Below are 24,343 nucleotides of genomic sequence, written 5' to 3'. Positions count from 1 at the left end.
CAGCGCTATGACGAAGCCCTCCCTCCCCGATCTGCTGCACGCCGCCGTCACCGCCGTCGGCGGCACCGAGCGCCCCGGCCAGGTGGCGATGGCCGAGGCCGTCGCCGAGGCCGTGGACGAATCCGCCCACCTCCTCGTCCAGGCCGGCACCGGCACCGGAAAGTCCCTCGGCTATCTGGTGCCGGCGCTCGCCCACGGCGAGCGGGTGGTGGTCGCCACGGCCACTCTGGCGCTGCAGCGCCAGCTGGTGGAGCGCGATCTTCCGCGTACGGTCGACGCGCTGCATCCGCAGCTGCGCCGCCGCCCGGAGTTCGCCATGCTCAAGGGCCGCTCCAATTACCTGTGCCTGCACCGCCTGCATGAGGGCGCCCCGCAGGAAGAGGAGGACGGCCTCTTCGACGTGTTCGAGCAGGCGACCCCGACCAGCAAGCTCGGCAAGGACCTGCTGCGGCTGCGCGACTGGGCGGACGAGACCGAGACCGGCGACCGCGATGCCCTGACCCCCGGCGTCTCGGACCGCGCCTGGGGGCAGGTCTCGGTCTCCTCCCGGGAGTGCCTGGGCGCGTCGAAGTGCGCCTACGGCGCGGAGTGCTTCGCCGAGGCCGCGAGGGAGCGCGCCAAGCTCGCCGATGTCGTCATCACCAACCACGCGCTGCTCGCCATCGACGCGATCGAGGGCGCCCCGGTCCTCCCGCAGCACGAGGTCCTGATCATCGACGAGGCCCATGAGCTGGTCTCCCGGGTCACCGGCGCCGCCACCGGCGAGCTCACCCCCGGCCAGGTCAACCGCGCCGTGCGCCGGGCCGCCAAGCTCGTCAACGAAAAGGCCGCCGACCAGCTCCAGACCGCGGCCGAGACCTTCGAGCGCCTCATGGAGCTGGCGCTGCCCGGCCGCCTGGAGGAGATCCCCGAGGACCTCGGCTACTGCCTGATGGCGCTGCGGGACGCCGCCCGTACGGTCGTCTCGGCACTCGGCTCGACCCGCGACAAGTCGGTCCAGGACGAGGACGCCGTCCGCAAGCAGGCCCTCGCCTCCGTGGAGAACGTCCATGCCGTGGCCGAGCGGATCGCCAACGGCTCCGAGTGCGACGTGGTCTGGTACGAGCGCCACGACCGCTTCGGCGCGTCCCTGAGGGTGGCGCCCCTGTCGGTCTCCGGCCTGCTGCGCGAGAAGCTCTTCGAGGACCGCTCGGTGGTCCTCACCTCCGCCACCCTCAAGCTCGGCGGCGACTTCAACGGCGTCGCGGCCTCCCTGGGCCTGTCCCCCGAGGGCACGGAAGGGGAGGACGTCCCCCCGTGGAAGGGGCTGGACGTCGGCTCCCCCTTCGACTACTCGAAGCAGGGGATCCTCTACGTCGCCAAGCATCTGGCCCAGCCGGGCCGCGAGGGCAGCCGTACCGACATGCTCGACGAGCTCACCGAGCTGATCGAGGCGGCCGGCGGCCGCACGCTCGGCCTGTTCTCCTCCATGCGCGCCGCCCAGGCCGCCGCCGAGGAGCTGCGCGGCCGTCTGGACATGCCGATCCTGCTCCAGGGCGAGGAGACCCTGGGCGAGCTGATCCGCACCTTCGCCGCCGATGCCCGTACGTGCCTGTTCGGCACCCTCTCCCTGTGGCAGGGCGTCGACGTCCCGGGGCCGAACTGCCAGCTGGTGGTGATGGACCGGGTCCCGTTCCCGCGTCCCGACGACCCGCTGATGAGCGCCCGCCAGAAGGCCGTGGAGGAGTCCGGCGGCAATGGCTTCATGGCCGTCGCGGCCACCCATGCGGCCCTGCTCATGGCCCAGGGCGCCGGACGTCTGGTGCGTGCCACGGGAGACCGCGGTGTCGTCGCCGTGCTGGACCCCCGCGTCGAGCGGGCCCGCTACGGCTCCTTCCTGCGCAAGTCCATGCCGGACTTCTGGTACACCACCGACCGCAACCAGGTCCGCCGCTCACTGGCGGCCATCGACGCGGCGGCGAAGGCGGCGGAGGGCGGGGAATGACCCTTCGCGGGCCGGTACGGCAACATGCGGGGCCCGTACCGCAACCATCAATTGAGCAACCCCCACCAGCCGCAACGACCTCCGCGAAAGCGGCGCCGGCTTAGGGCCTGTCCGATGGGTCAGGGTCGGACAGGCCCTAGGCGCAAAAACAGCGGGCCCCGGAACCGGCGCAGTGGTCCCGGGGCCCGGTCGTGAGGGCTGGGTCAGACCCGCCGCAGTACGGCCACCACCTTGCCGAGGATGGTCGCCTCGTCGCCGGGGATCGGCTGGTACGCGGCGTTGTGCGGCAGCAGCCACACATGGCCGTCCTCGCGCTTGAAGCGCTTGACGGTGGCCTCGCCGTCCAGCATGGCGGCCACGATGTCGCCGTTCTCGGCGACCGGCTGACGGCGGACGGTGACCCAGTCGCCGTCGCAGATGGCGGCCTCGATCATGGAGTCGCCGACGACCTTCAGCACGAACAGTTCGCCGTCGCCGACGAGCTGGCGGGGGAGCGGGAACACATCCTCGACCGACTCCTCCGCGAGGATCGGGCCACCGGCGGCGATCCGGCCGACCAGCGGGACGTACGACGCGGCGGGCTTGCCCGCGGTCTCGGTCGCCGCGGTCGTGGGCTGGTCGGAGCCGCGGACCTCGTACGCCCGGGGGCGGTGCGGGTCGCGCCGCAGGAAGCCCTTGCGTTCGAGCGCCATGAGCTGGTGGGCGACGGACGAGGTGCTGGAGAGCCCGACGGCCTGGCCGATCTCCCGCATCGACGGCGGGTACCCGCGCCGCTGCACCGAATCCCGGATCACCTCGATCACCCTGCGCTGGCGGTCCGTGAGCCCCGAGCTGTCGGCCCGGATCCCTGGTGGCCGTCCGGGCAGCGAGCGGGCGGGCTTCTGCTCTTCGGAGTCCAACGTGGCGTCGTCCATCGGCCGCTGTGCCTTCTGCTGATGCTCGAACCGGCTCTGGGAGTGGCTTTGTGCGGTGATGGTCGCGCTGTCTGCGGTGGTGGTCACGTCGGCCCCTCTCGAAATGTTCTCCCTAGTTAGCCAACGGTAGTTGCTTTCGAAAGGTTGCGCCAAACACACGTTCGAGTGAAATATTCGCTGATTGGCTGACCCGATCAAGTGGCTGGGTGTATGGCCGAATGGCATTTCGGAGCTCCGGCGTTCGCTTCCGACGGGGCCCCGGCATCGGCCGGAGGGTCGGGGTCTCGGCGGTCGGGGTTGACGCCGAGCCGGGCGCCGCAGCCGGGGCCGATTCTTCCATCCCCGCCCCGCCGCGCCGCCGGCCGGGTGGCTTCCCGTACCCTCGTGGGCGACCGCCCGGCCCGCCTCCGTCGCGACACGCGGTAGGCGGATGTAAGCGGCCCGACACCACATCTAGTGGTTGTATGCGTGCGGTCGCCCAGAAGTTGTGGTGCCTGGTCCTTCGCGGGCCCCGGTATCGCCTATGCTGGTGACCGCTCCGAAGGGCCCATGCGGACCGGCGGAGGTAATTCGTCGTGCGCCGGGATCGATGGCGTACGTACGTCCGTATAGCGAGGGTGAGGAGGGTGGAGCCATGCACTGCCCCTTCTGCAGGCACCCAGACAGCCGGGTCGTCGACAGTCGGACCACCGACGACGGGACGGCGATCCGCCGGCGCCGCCAGTGCCCCGACTGCTCCCGCCGTTTCACGACCATCGAGACGGCGTCGCTGATGGTGATCAAGCGGAGCGGGGTCACCGAGCCCTTCAGCCGCAACAAGGTCATCGCGGGAGTGCGCAAGGCGTGCCAGGGCCGCCCGGTCACCGAGGACGCCCTCGCCAAGCTCGGCCAGCGGGTCGAGGAGGCGGTGCGTGCCACCGGCAGCGCCGAGCTGTCCACGCATGACGTCGGGCTCGCCATACTGGGCCCGCTGCAGGAACTCGACCTCGTCGCGTACCTGCGCTTCGCGTCCGTCTACCGGGCGTTCGACTCGCTCGAGGACTTCGAGGCGGCCATCGCCGAGCTGCGGGAGCAGCGCGAGCAGGGACCGCCCGGGCAGGAATGCGGGACCGACGGGAAGGCCGGCGGCCCGGCCGTCCCCGTGCCCGCCACCGCCGCCGACTGAGCTCGGCGCGCATCCAAGATCTGTATCGGGGCGAGAGCAGGGCGTCCCGATACCAGCAAGACAAACACCGTGCCACGGAATGCGTGCGCACATATGGGCGTTTGCCCGTATACAGGGAGGCGGAATGACAGAGACGACGAGCGGCCCGGCACGAGGCTCCCGCGCCAAGGGCAGCAAGGCGAGCAAGGGGCTGCGTATCGAGCGCATCCACACCACCCCCGGCGTGCATCCGTACGACGAGGTGGAGTGGGCGCGCCGTGACGTCGTCATGACCAACTGGCGCGACGGCTCGGTCAACTTCGAGCAGCGTGGCGTCGAGTTCCCCGACTTCTGGTCGGTGAACGCGGTCAACATCGTCACAAGCAAGTACTTCCGTGGCGCGGTGGGCTCCCCGACCCGTGAGGCGAGCCTCAAGCAGCTCATCGACCGTGTGGTCAAGACGTACCGCAAGGGCGGCGAGGAGCACGGTTACTTCGCCTCCCCGGCGGACGCCGAGATCTTCGAGCACGAGCTGGCGTACGCCCTGCTGCACCAGGTCTTCAGCTTCAACTCGCCGGTGTGGTTCAACGTCGGCACCAAGCAGCCGCAGCAGGTCAGCGCCTGCTTCATCCTGTCCGTCGACGACTCCATGGAGTCGATCCTGGACTGGTACAAGGAAGAGGGGATGATCTTCAAGGGCGGCTCCGGCGCCGGCCTGAACCTCTCCCGCATCCGCTCCTCCAAGGAGCTGCTCTCCTCCGGTGGCAACGCCTCCGGCCCGGTCTCCTTCATGCGCGGCGCCGACGCGTCCGCCGGAACGATCAAGTCGGGCGGCGCCACCCGCCGCGCGGCCAAGATGGTCGTCCTGGACGTCGACCACCCGGACGTCGAGGCCTTCATCGAGACCAAGGTGAAGGAGGAGGAGAAGATCCGCGCGCTGCGCGACGCGGGCTTCGACATGGACCTGGGCGGCGACGACATCACGTCCGTCCAGTACCAGAACGCCAACAACTCGGTCCGGGTGAACGACGAGTTCATGAAGGCCGTGGAGTCCGGCTCGAAGTTCGGGCTGCGCGGCCGGATGACCGGTGAGGTCATCGAGGAGGTCGACGCCAAGGGACTCTTCCGCAAGATGGCGGAGGCCGCCTGGGCGTGCGCCGACCCCGGCATCCAGTACGACGACACCATCAACCACTGGCACACCTCGCCGGAGTCGGGCCGGATCACCGCGTCCAACCCGTGCAGCGAGTACATGCACCTGGACAACTCCTCGTGCAACCTCGCCTCGCTCAACCTCCTGAAGTTCCTGCGCGACGACGACCTGGGCAACCAGTCCTTCGACGCCGAGCGCTTCGCCAAGGTCGTCGAGCTGGTCATCACCGCGATGGACATCTCCATCTGCTTCGCCGACTTCCCCACCGAGAAGATCGGCGAGACCACCCGGGCCTACCGCCAGCTCGGCATCGGCTACGCCAACCTCGGCGCCCTGCTGATGGCCACCGGCCACGCCTACGACTCCGACGGCGGCCGCGCGCTGGCCGGCGCCATCACCTCGCTGATGACGGGCACGTCGTACAAGCGCTCCGCCGAACTGGCCGCGGTCGTCGGCCCGTACGACGGCTACGCCCGTAACGCCGACGCCCACAAGCGGGTCATGAAGCAGCACTCCGACGCCAACGGCGTCGCGGTGCGCATGGACGACCTGGACACCCCGGTGTGGGCCGCTGCGACCGAGGCTTGGCAGGACGTGCTGCGCCTGGGCGAGAAGAACGGCTTCCGCAACGCGCAGGCCTCCGTGCTCGCGCCGACCGGCACCATCGGCCTGATGATGGACTGCGACACCACGGGCGTCGAGCCGGACCTGGCCCTGGTGAAGTTCAAGAAGCTGGTCGGCGGCGGCTCCATGCAGATCGTGAACAACACGGTCCCCAAGGCGCTCAAGCGGCTCGGCTACCAGCCCGAGCAGGTCGAGGCGATCGTCGCCCACATCGCCGACCACGGCAATGTCGTCGACGCCCCCGGCCTCAAGCCCGCGCACTACGAGGTCTTCGACTGCGCCATGGGCGAGCGCGCCATCTCCCCGATGGGCCACGTCCGCATGATGGCCGCGGCGCAGCCCTTCCTGTCCGGTGCGATCTCCAAGACGGTCAACGTCCCGGAGTCGGCCACCGTCGAGGAGATCGAGGACGTCTACTTCCAGGGCTGGAAGCTCGGCCTGAAGGCGCTGGCGATCTACCGCGACAACTGCAAGGTCGGCCAGCCCCTCTCCGCCAAGAAGAAGGAGGAGGAGAAGAAGGCCGAGACCGAGCCGGTCGCCGAGAAGAAGGTCGTCGAGTACCGCCCGGTGCGCAAGCGCCTCCCCAAGGGCCGTCCCGGCATCACCACCTCCTTCACGGTCGGCGGCGCCGAGGGCTACATGACCGCCAACTCCTACCCGGACGACGGTCTCGGTGAGGTCTTCCTGAAGATGTCCAAGCAGGGCTCGACCCTCGCGGGCATGATGGACGCCTTCTCCATCGCCGTGTCGGTGGGTCTGCAGTACGGCGTCCCGCTGGAGACCTACGTCTCGAAGTTCACCAACATGCGGTTCGAGCCGGCCGGCATGACCGACGACCCGGACGTGCGGATGGCCCAGTCGATCGTCGACTACATCTTCCGCCGCCTGGCGCTGGACTTCCTGCCGTTCGAGACCCGCTCGGCGCTCGGCATCCACTCCGTCGAGGAGCGCACGCGCCACCTGGAGACCGGTTCGTACGAGCCGTCCGACGACGAGGTCGACGTCGAGGGCCTGGCCCAGTCGGCGCCGCGCCAGCTGGACCCGGCGCCGGTGGTGAAGAGCGTCGAGGAGGCCGCCGCCCCGGCTCCCAAGCAGGCGCACACCAACGCCGAACTGGTGGAGATGCAGCTGGGCATCAACGCCGACGCGCCGCTGTGCTTCTCCTGCGGCACGAAGATGCAGCGGGCCGGCAGCTGCTACCTGTGCGAGGGCTGCGGGTCGACCAGCGGCTGCAGCTGAGCGTGAGCGGGCCGCGCGGGAGAGGGTTTCCCGCGCGGGCCGCGCCCTGAGCCCCGTGGCTCAGCGGCTTGTGGAGGGGACCGGCCTGGTGCCGGTCCCCTTCGCCGTGTCCGGGGAGCCGCCGCGTGGCCCGGAGTGCGGGCGGACGAGTGTGTGGACGAGCGCGGCGCCCAGGTGGACGGCGGCGACGGTGAGCAGCAACAGGGGCGGCGGCAGCGCGGCGGCCGCGCCTACCGGGACGGCCCGCAGGCCGCCGTGGTGGTGCGCGGTCAGTGCCCCATCTGGCGGGCGAAGGTGTCGGGGTCGGTGTCGAAGCCCTGGACCGCCGAGTGGAATCGCCAGTTGCCCGCCTCGTCCCGGGCGAATTCGGCGACCTTCGCCGCGGTGGACTGCGCGACCTCGGCGAAGTCGTACGACGCCAGCTCGGTGTACCCCTCGCGGATCAGGGCGGCGGTGTTCTGTATGTCGCCGAAGACCTTGCGGCTCCCGCCCTGCTGGATGGCCACCCCGACGACGACGCGGGTGTAGGTGTCGGCCAGCCGGTCCAGCTCCAGCGTCATGATCTCGTCGAAGCCGAATCCCTGGCCGGTCCGGCTGTCCCGGTTGAGGGTGATGGTCCCATCGGGCGACCGGCTGTCGAAGGCCACCAGATAGGCGGGGTCGCCGTGCGGGGCGTCGGCCGTATAGGTCGCCGCGATGATGTCGAGGTCATTGTCCGGCGTGCCGATGGGGCTGGGGTCCCACTTGAGCGTTACCTCGACCTTCTCGATCCCTTTGTTGAGCGTGCTCACCGGGCTTCCTTCCGTCATCTCCCGGGACGCGGCTCGACCCATGCGGTCACGCGGACGCCCCAGGACTTCCCGTTGGCTGACCATCGTGCCACGCCTCGCGCCCGCGGGGTGGCTGAACTGCCCCTGGTCAGAAGCGGATTGAGGGCCATCGGGATGGCCGGAAAGTGCCCTTCCGGGGAGATCGGCCGGGTGGCACCGCAGGAAGGCCGGCGTAGGCGGTGCGAAGGATTTCGGCCAGCGGTGGGCTGACGGCAGCCTGTGCCACGGCGGAGGGGGGCTCGGCGTCGATGTGCCCATCGACCCGCGTCCGTAAGGAAATTCGGGGTGGTCGGAGTGTGACGGGCAGTGATCCGGATTCGCTCCCGGGCCGTACGATGGCGCGGTGCTGGTCAAGTGGATTCGCCTCACCGTCGTGGACCGTCGAGGGTTCGAGCGGGGGCAGCGGAAATGGGCGGGGCTGCTGGGTGAGCCGGGGTTCCGAGGGCAGGGCGGCGGCTGGAGCCGGGGACGGCCCGGCGTCGCGCATCTGGTCGCCTTCTGGGAGAGCCGGGCGTTCTACGACTCCTTCATGGCGCGCTCGCACGACCGCCTGGCGGCCGCGCAGGTCGGCACGTACAAGGACGCCCAAGTGCGGCTGTTCGAGCACGAGTTTGACGTGAAGGTGGGTTTCCGCCCGGTCTTCGCCGATGTGGACGTGCTGCGGCTGGCGCACTGCCAGGTGCGCGAGGACCGGGTGGATCACTTCATGCTGATGCAGGAGAAGGTCTGGAACCCGGCGATGGCGGGTTCACCGGGAATGCTGCGAGGGATGCTGGGGCGGGCTCCGGGGGAGGAGTTCCTGGTGCTGTCGATGTGGCAGTCGGCCGCGGAGCGGGGGAAGTACCGGCCCGAACGGGTGGAGCGGCTGGCGCTGCGGGCCCAGATAGGTGCGGATGTCCGGGCGATCGCCGGAGATGTGGTGCAGCTCGAACCGTCGTGGACGGTGTGACGGGCGCATACGGGGTGCCGGGCGCGCTCAGGGGGCCGCATCCGGGGTGCTCCCGACCCTGCCACTGGTGGTGAAGGCCCCTGCGCGGGCGGCGGCCAGCGTTGCCACGACGGCCTGGTCGGCGTGTGTGTCGTCGACCGGCTCCCGGGTGATGAACAGCCGGAGGAAGAGCGGCGCGGAGACGGACCGGACGAGTGCGCCGGCGTCGATGGCGGCTTCCGGGGCGCCGGGGCGGATGTCCGCCGGAGTCGGCAACTCCCCGCGGTGCAGCGCTCGTTCGACGATGGTCTCGCACCGCGCGAACCGCTCGGCGTAGTACGCGCGCAGGGCCTCGGCCGCGCGCTCCGACTGGAATGCGGCGGCGATCATCGCGGAGCCCGACGCCGCCACGGCCGGGTCGGCGAAGGAGGTGACGACCTCATGGGCGAGGGCGCGCAGATCGCCCTCCAGGGATCCGGTGTCCGGCGGGGCCCAGCTGTCCTCGCCCGCCAGGGCCAGGGCGTCCGCCACCAGCCCCTCGACGTCCTTCCAGCGGCGGTAGAGCGTCGTCTTGTGCACGCCGGAGTGCTCGGCGACGTATTCGACGGTCAGGCCCGGGTAGCCGTGCTCGGTGAGGCCGGCCAGGACGGCGTCGCGGACGGCGGCGCGGGTGCGGGCGGTGCGGCCGCCGGGGCGCCGGGTGCCGGGGGTGGGGGCGTTGCCGTCGGGCGCCTTCTCGGCCGTCTCCTCGGCCGGTGTCCGAGGCTTCGCCGCAGCCGCGTTCGTGTCGTCGCCAGTCAATTGCAACTCCGGTTGCGTTAGTGGGTCCGCATGTGTCATCCTCATCGTAATGCAACATCGGTTGCATTTATTGGGGGGAGGGTCGAGTGCCCACACAGATCTCAGTGCACGGCATCACCAAGTCCTACGCCGACCGGCTGCTGCTCGACGGCGTCTCGCTGTCGATCCGCCCCGGCGAGCGCGTGGGGATCGTGGGGGAGAACGGCGCGGGAAAGTCGACGCTGCTGCGCATCGTCGCGGGCGTCGAGCAGCCCGATGGAGGCCATGTGGTGCGCCACGCCGACGGCGGTGTCGGCTACCTCGGCCAGACCCCCGACCTCCCGCCGGACCACACCGTCCAGGACGCGATCGACGCCGCCCTGGCGGACCTCAGGGCGATGGAGCAGCGGCTCAGGGCGCTGGAACGCGAGCTCGGGGACGCCACCCCGGAGGCGCTGGAGGAGTACGGCGACCTGCTCACCCTCTTCGAGCTGCGCGACGGCTATGCAGCCGACGCCCGCGTCGACAGGGCGATCCATGCCCTGGGACTGGAGCGCCTGGGCCACGACCGGCTGCTGGGCGGCCTCTCCGGCGGCGAACAGGCCCGGCTCGGGCTCGCCTGTCTGATCGCCGCGGCACCCGAGGTCATGCTCCTCGACGAGCCGACCAACCACCTCGACGCCGCGGCTCTGGACTGGCTCGAAGGCGCCCTGCTCGCCCACCGCGGCACGGTCCTGGCCGTCTCCCACGACCGGCTCTTCCTCCAGCGGATCGCGACGGAGATCGTCGAGGTCGACGCGGACCGCCGGAGCGTCGTCCGCCACGGCGGGGGCTATGACGCCTTCGTCGCCGCCCGGGCAGCCGCCCGCCGCCGCTGGGAGCAGGGGTACGCCCAGTGGTGCGAAGAGATCACCCGGCTCACCGACTTCGCGGCGGGGACGGCGCGCGTCGTCGCCCAGGGCCGGCCCATCAAGGACGGCAACAAGATGGCCTACGACCGGGACAAGGGCCGCGTCCAGGCATCCGTGTCCAGCAGGGTGCGCCATGCCCAGGAACGGCTGCGCAGACTCCGCGAGGCCCCCGTCCCCAGACCGCCCGAACCCCTCCGCTTCCAGGCGGCGCCGGACCTCGGCGACGCCGAGGGCACCCTCGTCCGGCTCGACGGGGTGCGGGTGGGGGACCGGCTGGCGGTGGACTCGCTCACCGTCGCCGCCGGTGAACGCCTGCTGATCCACGGCGCGAACGGCGCGGGCAAGACCACGCTGCTGCGGGTCCTGGCCGGTGTCGCCGAGCCCGACAGCGGCACGGTCCTGCGCCGGGGGCGGATCGGCTTCCTCGCCCAGGAAATACCGGTCTCCCGTCCGGCCGAGCCCCTCCGGGCCGCGTTCCGCCGAGGCCTGGGCGGGGACGCCGAGGAGCTGACCGCGCTGCTGCTGTCGTTCGGGCTGTTCCGCGAACGCGACCTCCAGGTACCCGTCGGCGCGCTCTCGGCCGGCCAGCGGCGCCGGCTCGCCCTGGCCAGGCTGCTGGCCCGCCCGGCCGACCTGCTGCTGCTCGACGAGCCGACCAACCACCTGGCCCTCGGCCTCGTCGAAGAGCTCGAAGCGGCCCTGGCGGCATGGCCCGGTGCCCTGGTCGTGGTCTCCCACGACCGCCTGCTCCGCCGCCGCTTCGGCGGCCGCCCCTACGAGATACGCGACGGCCGCCCGGCTCTCGTCGCCTGCTGACGGGGCCCGCCGGGGCGGCCTGCGGCATGTACAGGGCAGGCGCTTTAGGCTGGCGGCATGGCTCGGCCCCGACGCATCGTGCTCCTCCGCCATGGCGAGTCGGAGGGGAACGTCGACGACACCGTGTACGAGCGGGAACCCGATCACGCCCTCGCCCTTACGGAGGCCGGGCGGCGCCAGGCCGAGCAGGCCGGTGGTCCGCTGCGGGAGATGTTCGGCGAGGAGCGGATCTCCGCCTATGTCTCGCCCTACCGCCGCACCCACCAGACCTTCCGGGCGCTCGCCCTGGACCCCACCAGGATCCGGGTCCGGGAGGAGCCCCGGCTGCGCGAGCAGGACTGGGGAAACTGGCAGGACCGCGACGACGTACGGCTGCAGAAGGCCTACCGCGACGCCTACGGCCACTTCTTCTACCGCTTCGCCCAGGGCGAGTCCGGCGCGGACGTCTACGACCGCGTCGGCGCGTTCCTGGAGAGCCTGTGGCGCAGCTTCGAGGACCCGCACCACCCGCCGAACGTCCTGATCGTCACGCACGGCCTGACCATGCGGCTGTTCTGCATGCGCTGGTTCCACTGGACAGTGGCCGAATTCGAGTCGCTGTCCAACCCTGGCAACGCGGAGTGGCGCACCCTGCTGCTCGGCCCGAACGGCCGCTACGGCCTCGACCGGCCCTTCGAGCGCTGGTGTGAACCCGAGCCTTATGGCGTCACCGGTTAGAGTGCACACCGATGACCGCCGACCATCGTGACGCCGACCGCTTCGAGCGGGCTCTGGCGAGCCTGCGCGGACTGGCCGTGGGCGACGCCCTCGGATCCCAGTTCTTCGTCCCCGCCCACTACCCCGCCCTCAAGCGCCGCGAGCTGCCGCCCGCTCCCTGGCAGTGGACCGACGACACCGAGATGGCCTGCTCCGTCCTGGCCGTGCTCACCGGCCATGGCCGGATCGACCAGGACGCCCTGGCCCGCTCCTTCGCCGAGCACCACGACTTCGACCGCGGCTACGGCCCGGCCGTCAACCGCATGCTCCGACTGATCCGCGAGGGCGGCGACTGGCGCGAGCTGGCCTCCGGGCTCTTCAACGGCCAGGGCTCCTGGGGCAACGGCGCCGCCATGCGGATCGCTCCCCTCGGCGCCTGGTACGCCGACGACCCGGAGCAGGCCACGCACCAGGCGGAGATCTCCGCCTACACCACCCACCAGCACCGCGAGGCCGTCGTCGGCGCCATGGCCGTCGCCGCCGCGGCCGCCCTGGTGGCCGACCCGGCCCGCGAGACCGGCCCCGAGCAGCTGCTCGACGGCGTACTGGAGCTGATCCCGCGCAGCGCCGTACAGGCCGGGCTGCGCCGGGCCCGCGACATGCTCGACTACGGCGACTCCGGCACCGTCGCCGCCGTCCTGGGGTGCGGCCGACGCACCAGCGCCCACGACACCGTGCCCTTCGCCCTCTGGGCGGCCGCCCGCCACCTCGGCAACTACGAGCGGGCGTTTTGGACCACCGCTCAGGCCGGCGGCGACGTCGACACCACCTGCGCCATCGTCGGCGGCGTCGTCTCCGCCGGCCGCGTCGGCGCCCCGCCCCAGGCCTGGCTGGAGGGCACCGAGCCGCTCCCCGCCTGGACTCCCACCGCCGCCGGCTGACCACACCCGCGCCGCCGCGTTCACCGCCCCTAGGCGGGAAGATCGTCCGCCTCCGCTCCCGTATGCGCCCATGCCTCCAACGGGCGGCCGCCCACGGCGACTTCACCCCGGCCCGGCCATGCGGGAGGTGAGGCGTCCGCGGTCTTCGGCGTGCTCCGCGCCCCCGCCGCGCGCCCCTGCGCATACCCGTCGGTAGCGGCGCCGGCCGACCCGCCGGAACCGCCGCCCACATCGTTTGTCGCCAGGTGCGAAGCCGATGCGGACTGCTGGGCCGAATAGGCGTAATCTTGCTGGCGCCATGCCGTACGAGCCCCCCACCCATACCGTTGAGCGATCATTGCGCGCCACGACGGGCGCCAAGATCGTTGCAGGGATCGACGAGGTCGGACGCGGAGCCTGGGCCGGCCCGGTCAGCGTCTGCGCAGCCATCACGGGTCTGCGTCGACCGCCCGACGGACTCACCGATTCCAAGCTGCTGACCCCCAAGCGCCGCACCGCACTGTGCGAGGTGCTCGGCGAATGGGTCACGTCGTACGCCCTGGGGCACTCCTCCCCGGAGGAGATCGACGAACTCGGCATGACCGCCGCACTGCGCCTGGCGGCCGCACGCGCCCTGGAGGCGCTGCCGGTCCGGCCGGACGCGGTCATCCTCGACGGAAAGCACGACTACCTGGGTACGCCGTGGCGGGTCCGCACGGTCATCAAGGGCGACCAGTCCTGCATCGCGGTCGCCGCCGCGTCCGTGATCGCCAAGGTGCGACGCGACGCGATGATGGCCGAACTCGGCCTGGAATACGCCGACTTCGACTTCGCGGCCAACGCCGGCTACCCCTCGCCGACCCATCGCATCGCCCTGGAGGAGTACGGTCCCACGCCGCACCACCGACTGTCGTGGTCCTACATGGACGCCCTGCCCCGGTGGCGGCATCTGAAGAAGGTGCGCGTCACCCCCGAAGCAGCCGCTCTGCGAGCCGGTGGCCAACTCGGCTTCGACTTCTGAGCGGTGCGGGCATCAATTCGGTACCCGATGACGTGTCCCGCACTTACGTTTGATAGACATCGTCTTATGCCTCTCATCCCCGAGGAGCCTCAGATTCACGAGAGTGTCCCGGGTCCCCGCGCAACTCCGGCCGCCGGCCGTACCGCGCCGACCCCCCGTCCTGTCCCTGGTCCCGGCCCCCGCCCCGCGCCTCCGCGCGGAGCCCCCGCGGCCAGTGCCCGTCCGGGCAAGCCCGGACCCGCCGCCCCGCCGCGTGGGCCTGTCGCCGCTCCGCCGGCGCAGCGCACCGGCTCCCCGCAGCCCCCGACCGGCACGACCGGCACCGCGGGAGCCCAGCTCCAGCTGATCCCGGCCCCCGCCGACGGCGCCATCGACGCCGCCGACGAGGCCGTCGACCTGCTGCTGGACTCCGGGCGGGCGCCGGCCGACATCCTGGTGCTGACCACCGGCGAGACCCATCCGTGGGCCGCGCACGAACTGTCCTTCGGCGAGGCGTCCTACTGGGCCCAACACGACGCCGCGGACGATGTGTTCTACGCGGACGCCGGCGCCGAACGCGCCACCGGCCGGCCCGTCGTGGTCGTCGCCGTCAACGGCGGCACGGACGAGGTCACCGCACGGGCCCTGCCCGCCGCGATGGCCCGCGCCGGAACGCTGCTGATCGTCTGCGGGGACCCGCAGCGGATCAACGCCGTTCTCGGCGCGCACGCCTGATCCCGTTCGCCGTAAGCAGCCCGTCGGCCCCAGCGGCCGCCGGGCTCGCTCGCGTTCCCGGATGCCGGCCGCCGCGGCGCTGAGCACCATGGCGGCGCGGTACGGCCGGGCCGCCCCGCGGCCGGCCACCCCCTGGGTGTCCGGTGCGGTCAGCGCGCCGCCGTGTGGCGATGGGCCTCCGGGGCGCCGCCGCCGGTGCTGCGCGGGGCCGACCGGCGCGGGGCGGCCGGCGTGGTCATACGGGGAGCGTCCGAGCGCGTCGACGCCGCCCGGGGCGCGGGTATCCGACCCGACCCCATGCGGTGTGCGGGCGCGCCCGGCCTGTCTGTGAGGGGCCTGCCGGGGCGGCGCCCGCCGCGGCCCTCTCCCAGCACCTGCCAGCGGTCGGAAGTCAGCGTGATGTACGCGCCGCAGCGGAGCCCGTGCAGGGTGCAGGCATCGCGCAGGCCCCACATCCACGCCCCGTCGGTCTGTGTCCAACGGGCCTCGCCCTCACGGCAGTAGAGCAGCACGGCCGTACGGACCGGGGAGCGCAGCCGCAGGTCGTGCGGGATGACCCGGCGCAGATGTGTCAGCAGCGCATTGCGGAACTCCCAGCCGTCGGGAGCGGCCGCGGGCTCGGTGAACGACGCGCTGGCCGTCACCCGCTCCTGCGGGTCGAGCACCGCCACGATGGCCGTCGACGGTCCCGGGCGATGACGATCGTGCAGGCCGGTGACGACCTCACGGGGGTTGCGCAGCAACGGGATACCGGCGGAGGCCCATTCGGCGGGCTCCAGCATCCGGCCCAGTCGGGCGGCTGAGTCGGCGGACGTGGGCGGGGGCGTATGCGGGGGCGGGGCGAAGCCGAAGGTCACGTTCCTCCCTTCGTCTACGCGTCAGCGCGTAGGGTGTGACCGGGTGCGCCTGTGCACCAGGGCACGGCCCTGCCTGAGCACGGACGGCCGGTACGGGGAAGCATCTCCAATTCTTGCGGTCGTACAGGCATGCGGGCAACGAGCAATTTCCGCACGCGCCCCGGAATCACCCGGTACATCGCAAATGTCTGTGCCCCTTCGCGCCGACCCGTGCCGCACTGCCACCACCCCTTTAAGGCGAGGACCAGCGCAAACGCCCCCCTTCGCCCCCGGCTCGGGCGGCCACGGCCGGCGTCGGCCAAGAGCCGCCCCGGGAGCCGGCCGGTCGTGGCCGGCCCTTCAAGCGCTGTGATCCGGTCATCCCTGATCGGCGGGTGGCTTGTCGACCCTTCGCGAGCCGCCTGTCACGCGGCGTGAGGTGGCTGATTGTCAGTGCCATCGGGTTGCATGGGGGCATGGACGACATGGAGCTGCGCACCGAAGCCGACACCATCCTCGCCGAGCTCGTCGGCGACCCGGGGGGTTCGGCGCGGTTGCGGGAGGACCAGTGGCAGGCGGTGGCGGCTCTGGTGCGGGAGCGCCGGCGCGCCCTGGTGGTGCAGCGCACGGGCTGGGGCAAGTCGGCGGTGTACTTCGTCGCCACCGCTCTGCTGCGCCGGCGCGGCTCCGGCCCGACGGTGATCGTCTCGCCGCTGCTGGCGCTGATGCGCAACCAGGTCGAGTCGGCGGCCCGGGCGGGAATCCGGGCGCGCACCATCAACTCGGCCAACCCCGAGGAGTGGGACACCATCCACGAGGAGGTGGAGCGCGGCGAGACCGACGTGCTCCTCGTCAGTCCGGAACGTCTTAATTCTGTGGATTTCCGCGAGCAGATGCTGCCCAAGCTCGCGGCCACGACCGGTCTGCTGGTGGTCGACGAGGCGCACTGCATCTCCGACTGGGGCCACGACTTCCGCCCGGACTACCGCAGGCTGCGGGCGATGCTCGCCGAGCTCGCCCCGGGTGTGCCGGTGCTGGCCACCACCGCGACCGCCAACGCGCGGGTCACCGCGGACGTGGCCGAGCAGTTGGGCACCGGCGCCGGCGAGGCCCTGGTGCTGCGCGGCCCGCTGGAGCGGGAGAGCCTGAGGCTGGGGGTGGTCCGGCTGCCGGACGCCGCACATCGCCTGGCCTGGCTCGCCGAGCACCTGGAGGAGCTGCCGGGCTCCGGAATCATCTACACGCTGACGGTGGCCGCGGCCGAGGAGGCCACCGCCTACCTGCGGCAGCGCGGCTTCCAGGTGGCCTCCTACACGGGGCGCACGGAGAACGCCGATCGGCTGCAGGCCGAGGCCGACCTGCTGGCGAACCGGGTCAAAGCGCTGGTGGCGACGTCGGCGCTGGGCATGGGCTTCGACAAGCCGGACCTGGGCTTCGTGCTCCATCTCGGCTCGCCGTCCTCACCGATCGCCTACTACCAGCAGGTCGGCCGCGCGGGCCGCGGTGTGGCCCATGCCGATGTGCTGCTGCTACCGGGCAAGGAGGACGAGGCCATCTGGCGCTACTTCGCCGACACCGCCTTCCCGCCCGAGGCGCAGGTCCGCCAGACCCTGGCGGCCCTCGCCGAAGCGGGGCGGCCGCTGTCCGTGCCGGCCCTGGAGGCGACGGTGGATCTTCGGCGCAGCCGGCTGGAGACCATGCTGAAGGTGCTCGACGTCGACGGCGCGGTGAAGCGGGTGAAGGGCGGCTGGACGGCCACGGGAGCCGAGTGGGTCTACGACGCCGAGCGGTACGCCTGGGTCGCCCGGCAGCGGGCCGCCGAGCAGCAGGCCATGCGCGACTACGTGAGCACGTCCCAGTGCCGGATGGAGTTCCTGCGCCGGCAGCTGGACGACGAGGGGGCGGCCCCGTGTGGCCGCTGTGACAACTGCGCCGGCCCCTGGGCCGATTCCTCCGTTTCGTCGGAGACGCTGACGGCGGCGGCGAAGGAACTGGATCGCCCCGGGGTGGAGGTCGAGCCGCGCCGGATGTGGCCGACGGGGATGCCCGCACTGGGCATCGACCTCAAGGGCCGTATCCCGGCCAAGGAGCAGTGCTCCACCGGGCGTGCCCTGGGACGTCTCTCCGACATCGGCTGGGGCAACCGGCTGCGCCCGCTGCTGGCCGAGAACGCGCCGGACGGGCCGGTTCCCGACGACGTCCTGCGGGCCGCGGTGGAGGTCCTCGCCGATTGGGCGCGCTCTGCGGGCGGTTGGGCGTCGAACGCCCCGGGCGCCGCCGCCCGGCCGGTGGGTGTCGTCGCCGTGCCGTCCCTGGCCCGCCCGCAGCTGGTGGGTTCGCTCGCCCAGGGGATCGCCGCCATCGGCCGCCTCCCCTTCCTGGGCACCCTGACGTACACCGGGCCGGACGGCGCGCACACGGCGCGCCGCAGCAACTCCGCACAACGCCTCAGGGCGCTCTCCGGTGCCTTCACCGTGTCCGAGGAACTGGCCGGTGCGCTGGCGCACTCTCCCGGCCCCACGCTGCTCGTGGACGACTACACCGACTCCGGCTGGACCCTCGCGGTCGCCGCCCGCCTGCTCCGCCAGGCAGGCAGCGATGGGGTTCTTCCGCTGGTCCTCGCCGCGGCGGGCTGAGCTTCCCCATGCCGTTCCTGGACGGGAGCGGCAAGCCGGGGTGGCCGGATCACCGTGGGCCGAGGGCGGGTTGTCGGTGGTGACGGGGGCCGGCACACGTGCGGCGGCCGGAGTCGGACGTCCTCGCCGCCAACCCGCAGGCCGCCGGACGAGACGCAGCGACCCTGGAAGGGCGTCAACTACCGAGCGACATATCCGGGTTGGGTCAGCGCGCAGCGACAGCTCGCAGCCCGTCATGCTGGGCACTGCGGGTCACATACAGGATACCGACCAGTATGGGAAGGCCACGTATCCGGCCAGGCTGGCTTACTTGCTGCGGATCAGGTAGGTTCTGGAACGATCTTGGTTTGGCGGGTCGGCTACGACTGAGGGCCACTCCGGCTGCCTGTGGGCGGCCAGGTGGCATGTCGTGCACTTAACGGGGGTGTTGTGCACCTATCGGGGGGTAGGGACGTGAGTTCGTCCGGAAGTTGCTGTTTCGGTACGCCGATACGTAGGTCTTGCCGACCTGGTGAAACGGCGTGAGCGGCTCGGTGAGCGGTCACCGGGGCCACTGCCCCGAGTGCGGGACGACGCAGAGCGCCAAGCTCGAATTATCCTTATTTTTCCGGAAGCGAGTTGCCGAGGACGACGGCGCCCTGCGGGGTGCGGCCGGCGTCGTCGAGTACGCGGCGAACCTCGTCGCTGCCGAGCCGGCCGACCAGTTGAGGCCGACCGCGCAGGCGGTGCGCCGACGCACGGCGCAGCGCCCGCAGTTCACGGCCGTCGACGGTCACGGCCTCGCGGAGACGACCGACTCCGCGACACAGAGCAGCATGGGCGCGCACTCCGCGCCCGACACACCCTTACGGATCGGCCGCCCTCCGGCCGGACGTCACAGCTGTGCGCTGGACGCCGGACCGCGGCCGGTACCGCAGTACGCGGCCGGTGAGCCGCGCGTATCAGGGCCGGGGAGCCACGCTCCCGCCGCCACTCGTCCGAGCGCGACGACGCAGGCGGCCCGGCGGGCTCAAAACGCTCCGCGGAACATCTTCGAACGCCCCACGGGTCCTGGCATCCCGTCGCAGCGGCTTTCCGGGGAAAAGTCACCGGCAAATGACCTGGCGGCGTCCGCCGTCGAATGCTTAGAGTGGATCACGGAAACCCGGCCCAGTGGCCCGCCTCACTTATGGGGATGGCCACGGCAGCCATCCGTCTTATTACGCCATGGCGGCCGGATTTTAGCGGCAGGGCGAAATGTTTGGCCGACGCGGTCTCTCTAGTGTTGCCGTAGCTGTGCAGTTTCGACTCCGACCACTTCCACGCCGGCATGCTCTTCATTGCCGCGCGGCAGGGGCGTAGCGAGAGACCTGATCTCCCGGCCATTGTCCGTGGCAGCCATGCGTACACTTCCGGTTTCATCGAGAACTACGACCCGGGCTGCCGCCATGTCGGCATGACCTGACCACCGTGGACGATCGCCGAAAATGGGCAAGGCTTTGTCGCGACAGTGCGGCGACGTCGTCGTACACCTTTCCTGAGAAAGCGAGGGAAACATGAGCAACCCGTTCGATGCGGAAGACGGCAGTTACTACGTGCTCACCAACGAGGAGGGGCAGCACTCGCTCTGGCCGGCGTTCGCCGAGGTCCCGGCCGGTTGGTCGATCGCCTTCGGTGAGGCCGACCGGGCGGCGTGCATGGAGTACGTCGACACGAACTGGACCGACCTGCGCCCCAAGTCGCTCGTCGCGGCTACGGGCGACATCGAGAAGTAAGACGCCTCTTCGATGCAAGGCCGTCGGGAGTTTTCAGCTCCGCCGGTGGGTACTGCGCAGAGACTGCGCAACGCAAGATGAAATTGGAAGGTAGTTCAATCTATGACGGCAAAGCCAGGCTCATCCATAGCAGACGTTGTTGGGATCGGGTTCGGACCTTCCAATCTCGCGCTGGCGATCGCTCTTGAAGATATCGCCGAGGCCGGAGCGGGATCGCCGGAAGTCGGCATGAAGTTCTATGAGCGGCAGCCTGAATTCGGCTGGCACCGCGGCATGCTGATGGAAGACGCAACAATGCAGGTATCCTTCCTCAAGGACCTGGCGACCATGCGCAATCCGATGAGTCGGTACACGTTCGTGTCCTATCTCCAGGACAAGGGCAGGATCGCCGAATTCATCAACAGCAAGACCCTTTACCCGCTGCGTGTCGAGTTCCACGACTATCTGGAGTGGGCGGCCCACCGATTCCAGTCGAACGTGTCGTACGGCACCGAGATCACCGGCATCCGGCCGGTGGTCGAGGACGGTGTGGTGGAGTACGTCGACGTAGTGGCCCGCGCGACGTCCGGCGGCCCCGAAACCGTCGTCCAGCGCACGCGGAACGTCGTGATCGGCCTGGGGCTGACACCGCGGCTCCCGGAGGGCATCGAGGAGTCCGAGCGGATCTGGCACAGCTCACGGCTGCTGCACCGGGCGGGTGCCGTCACCCACACCCCTCGGAGCCTCGTCGTCGTGGGCTCCGGTCAGAGTGCCGCCGAGGCCGCCGACTACCTGCACCGCACCTTCCCCGACGCCGTCGTGCACACCGTGCTCTCGCGCTACGGCTACAGCGTCGCCGACGACAGCCCGTTCGTGAACGGGATCTTCGACCCGGAGGCGGTCGACCAGTTCTTCGACGCTCCGGCCGAGGCGAAGCAGCGCCTCCTCGACTACCACGGCAACACCAATTACTCGGTGGTCGATCTCGACCTGTCCCAGGACCTGTATCGCCGGAGCTACCAGGAGAAGGTTCTCGGCAGGCAGCGGCTGCGGATGCTCAACACCTCGCGCGTCACGTCCGTCGACGAGCACGCTGACGGCGTACGGGTCGCGGTGGAGTCGATGTCGTCCGGCCATGTCCAGACCCTTGAGGCGGATGCCGTCGTCTTCGCCACCGGTTACCGGCCGACCGACCCGGTACCGCTGCTCCAGGACCTGATCTCCGAGTGCAAGCGCGACGAGGAGGGGCGCCTCGGCGTCGAGCGCGACTACCGCGTGACCACTTCCGACGCGGTGCGCTGCGGGATCTACGTCCACGGCGCGAGCACCGAAAGCTCCCACGGCCTTTCGGCCGGCCTCCTGTCCAACACCGCGGTCCGATCCGGTGAGATCGCCGACTCCATCCTCAAGAGGTAGCCATGTACGTTCCCTCGTTCTACCAAGCAGAAGACCCGGTGTGGCTCCGCCGCATCGTCGAGCAGTACCCCCTGGCCACGATGATCACCAACGGTCCGCAGATGCCGTACGCCACACATCTGCCGGTGATCTTCAGCCCTGATGACGCCTCAGGGGACGGCGGCCCGGAGGGTGCGACGCTGCTCGGCCACATGAACCGGGCCAACTCCCATTGGGACTCGCTGGCCGACGGCGCCCACGCCCAGCTGATCTTCACCGGGCCGCACGGCTATGTCACCCCGACCGTCTACGAGACGACGCCGGCGGCACCGACCTGGAATTTCGTGTCGGTCCACCTTCAGGGGAAGCTGGAGCTCATCCCCGGTTTCGAGGAGACGCTCGAAGTCGTCCAACTGACGGTCCAGGCCTATGAGAAGAACTTCGGCGACGGCTGGGAGATGGACGGTTCGCTGGACTACTTCCGGCACATCGGTCCGGCGGTAGGCGCCTTCCGTTTCCAGGTGGAGTCCGCGGACGGCATGTTCAAGCTCAGCCAGGAGAAGGACCCCGAGGTCCGCGAACGGGTCGCCGACCGCTTCGGCGCCGGTGACACCGGGCGGGGCCGGGAACTGGCCTCCTTCATGCGGAAGTTCAACCAGCCCGACCAGCACAGCGCCTGACGCAAGGAAGACCCCCGAGATCCGGGGCGTCCGCGGGAACCTCCGGCCTCCCGGAGGCCCGCGTCCGGCTTGCCGAGGTACCACCCCACGCTTCCGGTGCGAGCCGCAGCCGTGCCTCATCGAGCCCTGAACACTCATCGTCCTTTACCAGAGGAGCGTGCCCGTGCCCATCACCGACGTGATCCGTCCGGCACATCAGTACGGTCAGCCCCGGGTGGCGACCCCGCGTCGCCTCCTGATGTGCCGTCCCAGCCATTTCGGCGTCGTCTACTCCATCAATCCGTGGATGCACCCGGAGAAGCCGTGCGATCGTGAGCTGGCGCTCTCCCAGTGGGAGAAGCTGCACGAGCTCTACCTTTCGCTCGGCCACACCGTGGACGTGATCGAGCCGATACCCGGGCTGCCCGACATGGTGTTCGCCGCCAATGGCGCGACGGTGGTGGACGGCAAGGTGCTCGGGGCGCGCTTTCGCCATGCGGAGCGGACGGCCGAGGGGCCCGCTTATCTCTCGTGGTTCCAGGAGCAGGGATTCGCGGAATTCCTGTGGCCGGAGTTCATCAACGAGGGGGAGGGCGACTATCTGCTCGTCGGCCGGCGCATCCTGGCGGGCACCGGATTCCGTACCGACCAGCGCTCGCACGCCGAGGCCCAGGAGTTCTTCGGACTCCCCGTCACCGGCCTGACGTTGGTCAATCCCAACCACTACCACCTCGACACCGCACTGGCGGTGCTCTCGCCCGACGAGGTCATGTACTACCCGGAGGCCTTTTCGCCCGGCAGTCGGGCCGTGCTCAGGGAGATGTTCCCCGACGCGATCCTCGCGTCCCCCGAGGACGCCGCGGTATTCGGGCTCAACGCGTTCAGTGACGGCTTCAACGTGGTCCTTCCGCAGGCGGCCACGGGCCTCGCCGAAGAACTGCACAGGCGCGGGTTCAACCCGATCGGTGTGGATCTCTCCGAACTGCTCAAGGCAGGAGGCAGCGCGAAGTGCTGCACCCTGGAACTGCGTCCCGACGGAGCACGTCGGACGACGGCTTGAGCAGCGGCGTCCATTCGCGTGCTATTTGACGGCGGGACTCAAGGGGGCTTCGGTAATGGATTATGACGTTGTTGTGGTGGGCGCGCGATGTGCGGGTGCATCGACCGCCCTATTGCTGGCCAGGCAGGGGCGACGCGTTCTCCTGGTCGACAAGGCGACTTTCCCGTCGGACACGATGTCGTCGCTCTATATTCACCAGCCGGGGGTGCAGCGGCTTGCGCAATGGGGCGTGCTCGACGCCGTCGTGGCCTCCGGCTGCCCACCTCTCGACACCATCAGCCACGAGATCGACGGTCTTAGCCTGACCTCGGCGGCGCCGGCGATGGACGGTGTGTCCGCCGCCTACGCGCCCCGGCGGTACATCCTCGACGATCTCCTCGTCCGGGCCGCCGTGTCGGCCGGCGCCGAATTCGTGGACCGCGCGCAGGTACGGGAGTTGGTCTGGGACGACGATCGGGTTGCCGGGGTCCGCATGCGGGTCGGCGAGTCGATGACGACCGTGTCGGCCGGCCTCGTCATCGGGGCCGACGGCATGCGCTCGAAGGTCGCCGAGCTGGTCGGCGCTCCCGTGGTCCGGTCGCATCCGCTGGCAAGCTGTGTGTACTACACGTTCTGGCCCGGCCTGCGCACTGGATTTGGATTCCATGAAAGGGTGGGGCGGTGGATCGCCCGGATTCCGACCCACGATGACCTCACGATCGTGGCCGCATATCTGCCGCAGGACGAATTCCCGGTGGCCCGCCGCGATCCCGAGGCGGCGTATATGTCGGCCGTCGAGTCGGCCGCTCCGCAACTGTACGAACAGTTGATGTCCACCGAACGCGCCGATCGGTGGCGGGGAACGGGGGATCAGCGGAACTTCTTCCGCAAGGCGCACGGACCGGGCTGGGCGCTGGTGGGCGATGCCGCTCACCATCTCGACACGATCAGTGCTCGGGGTATCACCAACGCGCTGATCCAGGCCGATCTGATCGCCGATTCCCTGTCCGGTGTGGAGGCGGCGGATACGGCCGCCGTCGACGAGGCGACGGCGCACTTCGCGAAGGCGATGAGTGCCGTGCTGGAAGAGCCGTATATGAGCACCCTTGAGCTGGCGAGCCTTCATCCGACAAAGGCAAGGCTGCGCATGTTGCACGGCATTGCCGGGTCGCCGGAACTCACTTCCCGGTACTTTGCCCTGGTGGCGGGAGTCATAAAAATGCGCGAATTCATGACGGCCGATGTCGTGGACGTGCTGTAGTCGGTGCGGGCACCCGCCCCGTCACCGAGTCGCCGAGATCTCATGCTTGCGAACGTGATCTTGACCTGTTAGGTTCGATCTGAAGCTTGTGTGAGATCTGCGCCGGTCGA

At 70.4% G+C, this 24,343-nt stretch carries 20 protein-coding genes; 15 read left to right on the top strand and 5 right to left on the bottom strand.

Going from position 1 to position 24,343, the window contains the following annotated elements; all coding sequences use genetic code 11:
- Positions 1 to 7 precede the first annotated feature (7 nt).
- A complete protein-coding gene (locus ACZ5XZ_RS24345; protein ID WP_468981421.1) occupies positions 8 to 1,984 on the top strand; it encodes an ATP-dependent DNA helicase in 1,977 nt (658 codons plus the stop codon).
- A gap of 203 nt (positions 1,985 to 2,187) precedes the next feature.
- Here ACZ5XZ_RS24345 and lexA read toward each other — a convergent pair whose 3' ends face one another.
- Positions 2,188 to 2,985 (bottom strand): transcriptional repressor LexA, encoded by a 798-nt coding sequence (lexA, locus tag ACZ5XZ_RS24340; RefSeq protein WP_468981419.1) that lies wholly within the window; start codon positions 2,983 to 2,985, stop codon positions 2,188 to 2,190.
- 547 nt (positions 2,986 to 3,532) lie between these two features.
- On the opposite strand from lexA, the gene nrdR reads away from it, so the two are divergent.
- Positions 3,533 to 4,063, top strand: coding sequence for a transcriptional regulator NrdR (nrdR, locus tag ACZ5XZ_RS24335; protein ID WP_384434346.1), 531 nt, complete (start codon positions 3,533 to 3,535; stop codon positions 4,061 to 4,063).
- Between the two features lie 124 nt (positions 4,064 to 4,187).
- Positions 4,188 to 7,058 carry a vitamin B12-dependent ribonucleotide reductase gene (locus ACZ5XZ_RS24330; RefSeq protein ID WP_468981417.1) on the top strand — a complete coding sequence of 957 codons (2,871 nt, stop codon included), beginning with the start codon at positions 4,188 to 4,190 and terminating at the stop codon, positions 7,056 to 7,058.
- Between the two features lie 269 nt (positions 7,059 to 7,327).
- On the opposite strand, the gene ACZ5XZ_RS24325 is transcribed toward ACZ5XZ_RS24330, so the two are convergent.
- Entirely contained in the window at positions 7,328 to 7,849 is a 522-nt protein-coding gene (locus ACZ5XZ_RS24325) for a TerD family protein (RefSeq protein WP_468981415.1), read from the bottom strand.
- 382 nt (positions 7,850 to 8,231) lie between these two features.
- Between ACZ5XZ_RS24325 and ACZ5XZ_RS24320 the strand changes: the two genes are divergently transcribed.
- Positions 8,232 to 8,837: a YdbC family protein gene (locus tag ACZ5XZ_RS24320; protein WP_384434336.1), complete on the top strand. Its 606-nt coding sequence runs from the start codon at positions 8,232 to 8,234 to the stop codon at positions 8,835 to 8,837.
- Positions 8,838 to 8,864: 27 nt separating this feature from the next.
- Here the strand turns inward: ACZ5XZ_RS24320 and ACZ5XZ_RS24315 are convergent, their stop codons facing one another.
- Positions 8,865 to 9,617 carry a TetR/AcrR family transcriptional regulator gene (locus ACZ5XZ_RS24315; RefSeq protein WP_468981412.1) on the bottom strand — a complete coding sequence of 251 codons (753 nt, stop codon included), beginning with the start codon at positions 9,615 to 9,617 and terminating at the stop codon, positions 8,865 to 8,867.
- An 86-nt stretch (positions 9,618 to 9,703) separates the two neighbouring features.
- On the opposite strand from ACZ5XZ_RS24315, the gene ACZ5XZ_RS24310 reads away from it, so the two are divergent.
- The 5 genes from ACZ5XZ_RS24310 (at position 9,704) to ACZ5XZ_RS24290 (ending at position 14,674) form a co-directional block, all read left to right on the top strand.
- Positions 9,704 to 11,323 carry an ABC-F family ATP-binding cassette domain-containing protein gene (locus ACZ5XZ_RS24310; protein ID WP_468981409.1) on the top strand — a complete coding sequence of 540 codons (1,620 nt, stop codon included), beginning with the start codon at positions 9,704 to 9,706 and terminating at the stop codon, positions 11,321 to 11,323.
- A gap of 57 nt (positions 11,324 to 11,380) precedes the next feature.
- On the top strand, positions 11,381 to 12,040 hold the full coding sequence (locus tag ACZ5XZ_RS24305; RefSeq protein ID WP_468981407.1) for a histidine phosphatase family protein: 660 nt from the start codon (positions 11,381 to 11,383) through the stop codon (positions 12,038 to 12,040).
- A gap of 11 nt (positions 12,041 to 12,051) precedes the next feature.
- Positions 12,052 to 12,960, top strand: coding sequence for an ADP-ribosylglycohydrolase family protein (locus tag ACZ5XZ_RS24300; protein ID WP_468981405.1), 909 nt, complete (start codon positions 12,052 to 12,054; stop codon positions 12,958 to 12,960).
- 298 nt (positions 12,961 to 13,258) lie between these two features.
- Positions 13,259 to 13,960 (top strand): ribonuclease HII, encoded by a 702-nt coding sequence (locus ACZ5XZ_RS24295; RefSeq protein ID WP_468981404.1) that lies wholly within the window; start codon positions 13,259 to 13,261, stop codon positions 13,958 to 13,960.
- Between the two features lie 66 nt (positions 13,961 to 14,026).
- Complete coding sequence (locus tag ACZ5XZ_RS24290) at positions 14,027 to 14,674, top strand: hypothetical protein (protein ID WP_468981402.1); 648 nt, start codon at positions 14,027 to 14,029, stop codon at positions 14,672 to 14,674.
- A gap of 149 nt (positions 14,675 to 14,823) precedes the next feature.
- Here the strand turns inward: ACZ5XZ_RS24290 and ACZ5XZ_RS24285 are convergent, their stop codons facing one another.
- Positions 14,824 to 15,531, bottom strand: a complete 708-nt coding sequence (locus tag ACZ5XZ_RS24285) for a hypothetical protein (RefSeq protein WP_468981400.1) — start codon at positions 15,529 to 15,531, stop codon at positions 14,824 to 14,826.
- A 455-nt stretch (positions 15,532 to 15,986) separates the two neighbouring features.
- On the opposite strand from ACZ5XZ_RS24285, the gene ACZ5XZ_RS24280 reads away from it, so the two are divergent.
- Positions 15,987 to 18,146: a RecQ family ATP-dependent DNA helicase gene (locus ACZ5XZ_RS24280; protein ID WP_468981397.1), complete on the top strand. Its 2,160-nt coding sequence runs from the start codon at positions 15,987 to 15,989 to the stop codon at positions 18,144 to 18,146.
- Between the two features lie 599 nt (positions 18,147 to 18,745).
- Here the strand turns inward: ACZ5XZ_RS24280 and ACZ5XZ_RS24275 are convergent.
- Complete coding sequence (locus ACZ5XZ_RS24275; protein ID WP_468981395.1) at positions 18,746 to 18,922, bottom strand: hypothetical protein; 177 nt, start codon at positions 18,920 to 18,922, stop codon at positions 18,746 to 18,748.
- A 759-nt stretch (positions 18,923 to 19,681) separates the two neighbouring features.
- Here ACZ5XZ_RS24275 and ACZ5XZ_RS24270 point away from each other — a divergent pair.
- The 5 genes from ACZ5XZ_RS24270 to ACZ5XZ_RS24250 all read left to right on the top strand — a co-directional run bounded on the left by ACZ5XZ_RS24270 (position 19,682) and on the right by ACZ5XZ_RS24250 (position 24,233).
- Positions 19,682 to 19,900 (top strand): MbtH family protein, encoded by a 219-nt coding sequence (locus tag ACZ5XZ_RS24270; protein WP_468981394.1) that lies wholly within the window; start codon positions 19,682 to 19,684, stop codon positions 19,898 to 19,900.
- A 102-nt stretch (positions 19,901 to 20,002) separates the two neighbouring features.
- Positions 20,003 to 21,295 carry a lysine N(6)-hydroxylase/L-ornithine N(5)-oxygenase family protein gene (locus tag ACZ5XZ_RS24265; protein ID WP_468981391.1) on the top strand — a complete coding sequence of 431 codons (1,293 nt, stop codon included), beginning with the start codon at positions 20,003 to 20,005 and terminating at the stop codon, positions 21,293 to 21,295.
- A 2-nt stretch (positions 21,296 to 21,297) separates the two neighbouring features.
- Complete coding sequence (locus tag ACZ5XZ_RS24260; RefSeq protein WP_468981389.1) at positions 21,298 to 21,954, top strand: FMN-binding negative transcriptional regulator; 657 nt, start codon at positions 21,298 to 21,300, stop codon at positions 21,952 to 21,954.
- A gap of 163 nt (positions 21,955 to 22,117) precedes the next feature.
- Positions 22,118 to 22,993 (top strand): dimethylargininase, encoded by an 876-nt coding sequence (ddaH, locus tag ACZ5XZ_RS24255; RefSeq protein WP_468981388.1) that lies wholly within the window; start codon positions 22,118 to 22,120, stop codon positions 22,991 to 22,993.
- A 55-nt stretch (positions 22,994 to 23,048) separates the two neighbouring features.
- Complete coding sequence (locus ACZ5XZ_RS24250) at positions 23,049 to 24,233, top strand: NAD(P)/FAD-dependent oxidoreductase (RefSeq protein ID WP_468981387.1); 1,185 nt, start codon at positions 23,049 to 23,051, stop codon at positions 24,231 to 24,233.
- Positions 24,234 to 24,343 lie beyond the last annotated feature (110 nt).

The sequence above is a fragment of the Streptomyces sp. NPDC033270 genome (assembly GCF_055576575.1).
The sequence above is the reverse complement of the archived record's forward strand: the minus strand, read 5'-3'. Positions and strand labels throughout refer to the sequence as shown.

Bases quoted from the DNA above. Each gene is read 5' to 3' on its own strand.
- ACZ5XZ_RS24345 (WP_468981421.1), top strand. From the start codon at position 8: ATGACGAAGCCCTCCCTCCCCGATCTGCTGCACGCCGCCGTCACCGCC.
- nrdR (WP_384434346.1), top strand. From the start codon at position 3,533: ATGCACTGCCCCTTCTGCAGGCACCCAGACAGCCGGGTCGTCGACAGT.
- ACZ5XZ_RS24330 (WP_468981417.1), top strand. From the start codon at position 4,188: ATGACAGAGACGACGAGCGGCCCGGCACGAGGCTCCCGCGCCAAGGGC.
- ACZ5XZ_RS24305 (WP_468981407.1), top strand. From the start codon at position 11,381: ATGGCTCGGCCCCGACGCATCGTGCTCCTCCGCCATGGCGAGTCGGAG.
- ACZ5XZ_RS24300 (WP_468981405.1), top strand. From the start codon at position 12,052: ATGACCGCCGACCATCGTGACGCCGACCGCTTCGAGCGGGCTCTGGCG.
- ACZ5XZ_RS24295 (WP_468981404.1), top strand. From the start codon at position 13,259: ATGCCGTACGAGCCCCCCACCCATACCGTTGAGCGATCATTGCGCGCC.
- ACZ5XZ_RS24290 (WP_468981402.1), top strand. From the start codon at position 14,027: ATGCCTCTCATCCCCGAGGAGCCTCAGATTCACGAGAGTGTCCCGGGT.
- ACZ5XZ_RS24280 (WP_468981397.1), top strand. From the start codon at position 15,987: ATGGACGACATGGAGCTGCGCACCGAAGCCGACACCATCCTCGCCGAG.
- ACZ5XZ_RS24270 (WP_468981394.1), top strand. From the start codon at position 19,682: ATGAGCAACCCGTTCGATGCGGAAGACGGCAGTTACTACGTGCTCACC.
- ACZ5XZ_RS24265 (WP_468981391.1), top strand. From the start codon at position 20,003: ATGACGGCAAAGCCAGGCTCATCCATAGCAGACGTTGTTGGGATCGGG.
- ACZ5XZ_RS24260 (WP_468981389.1), top strand. From the start codon at position 21,298: ATGTACGTTCCCTCGTTCTACCAAGCAGAAGACCCGGTGTGGCTCCGC.
- ACZ5XZ_RS24250 (WP_468981387.1), top strand. From the start codon at position 23,049: ATGGATTATGACGTTGTTGTGGTGGGCGCGCGATGTGCGGGTGCATCG.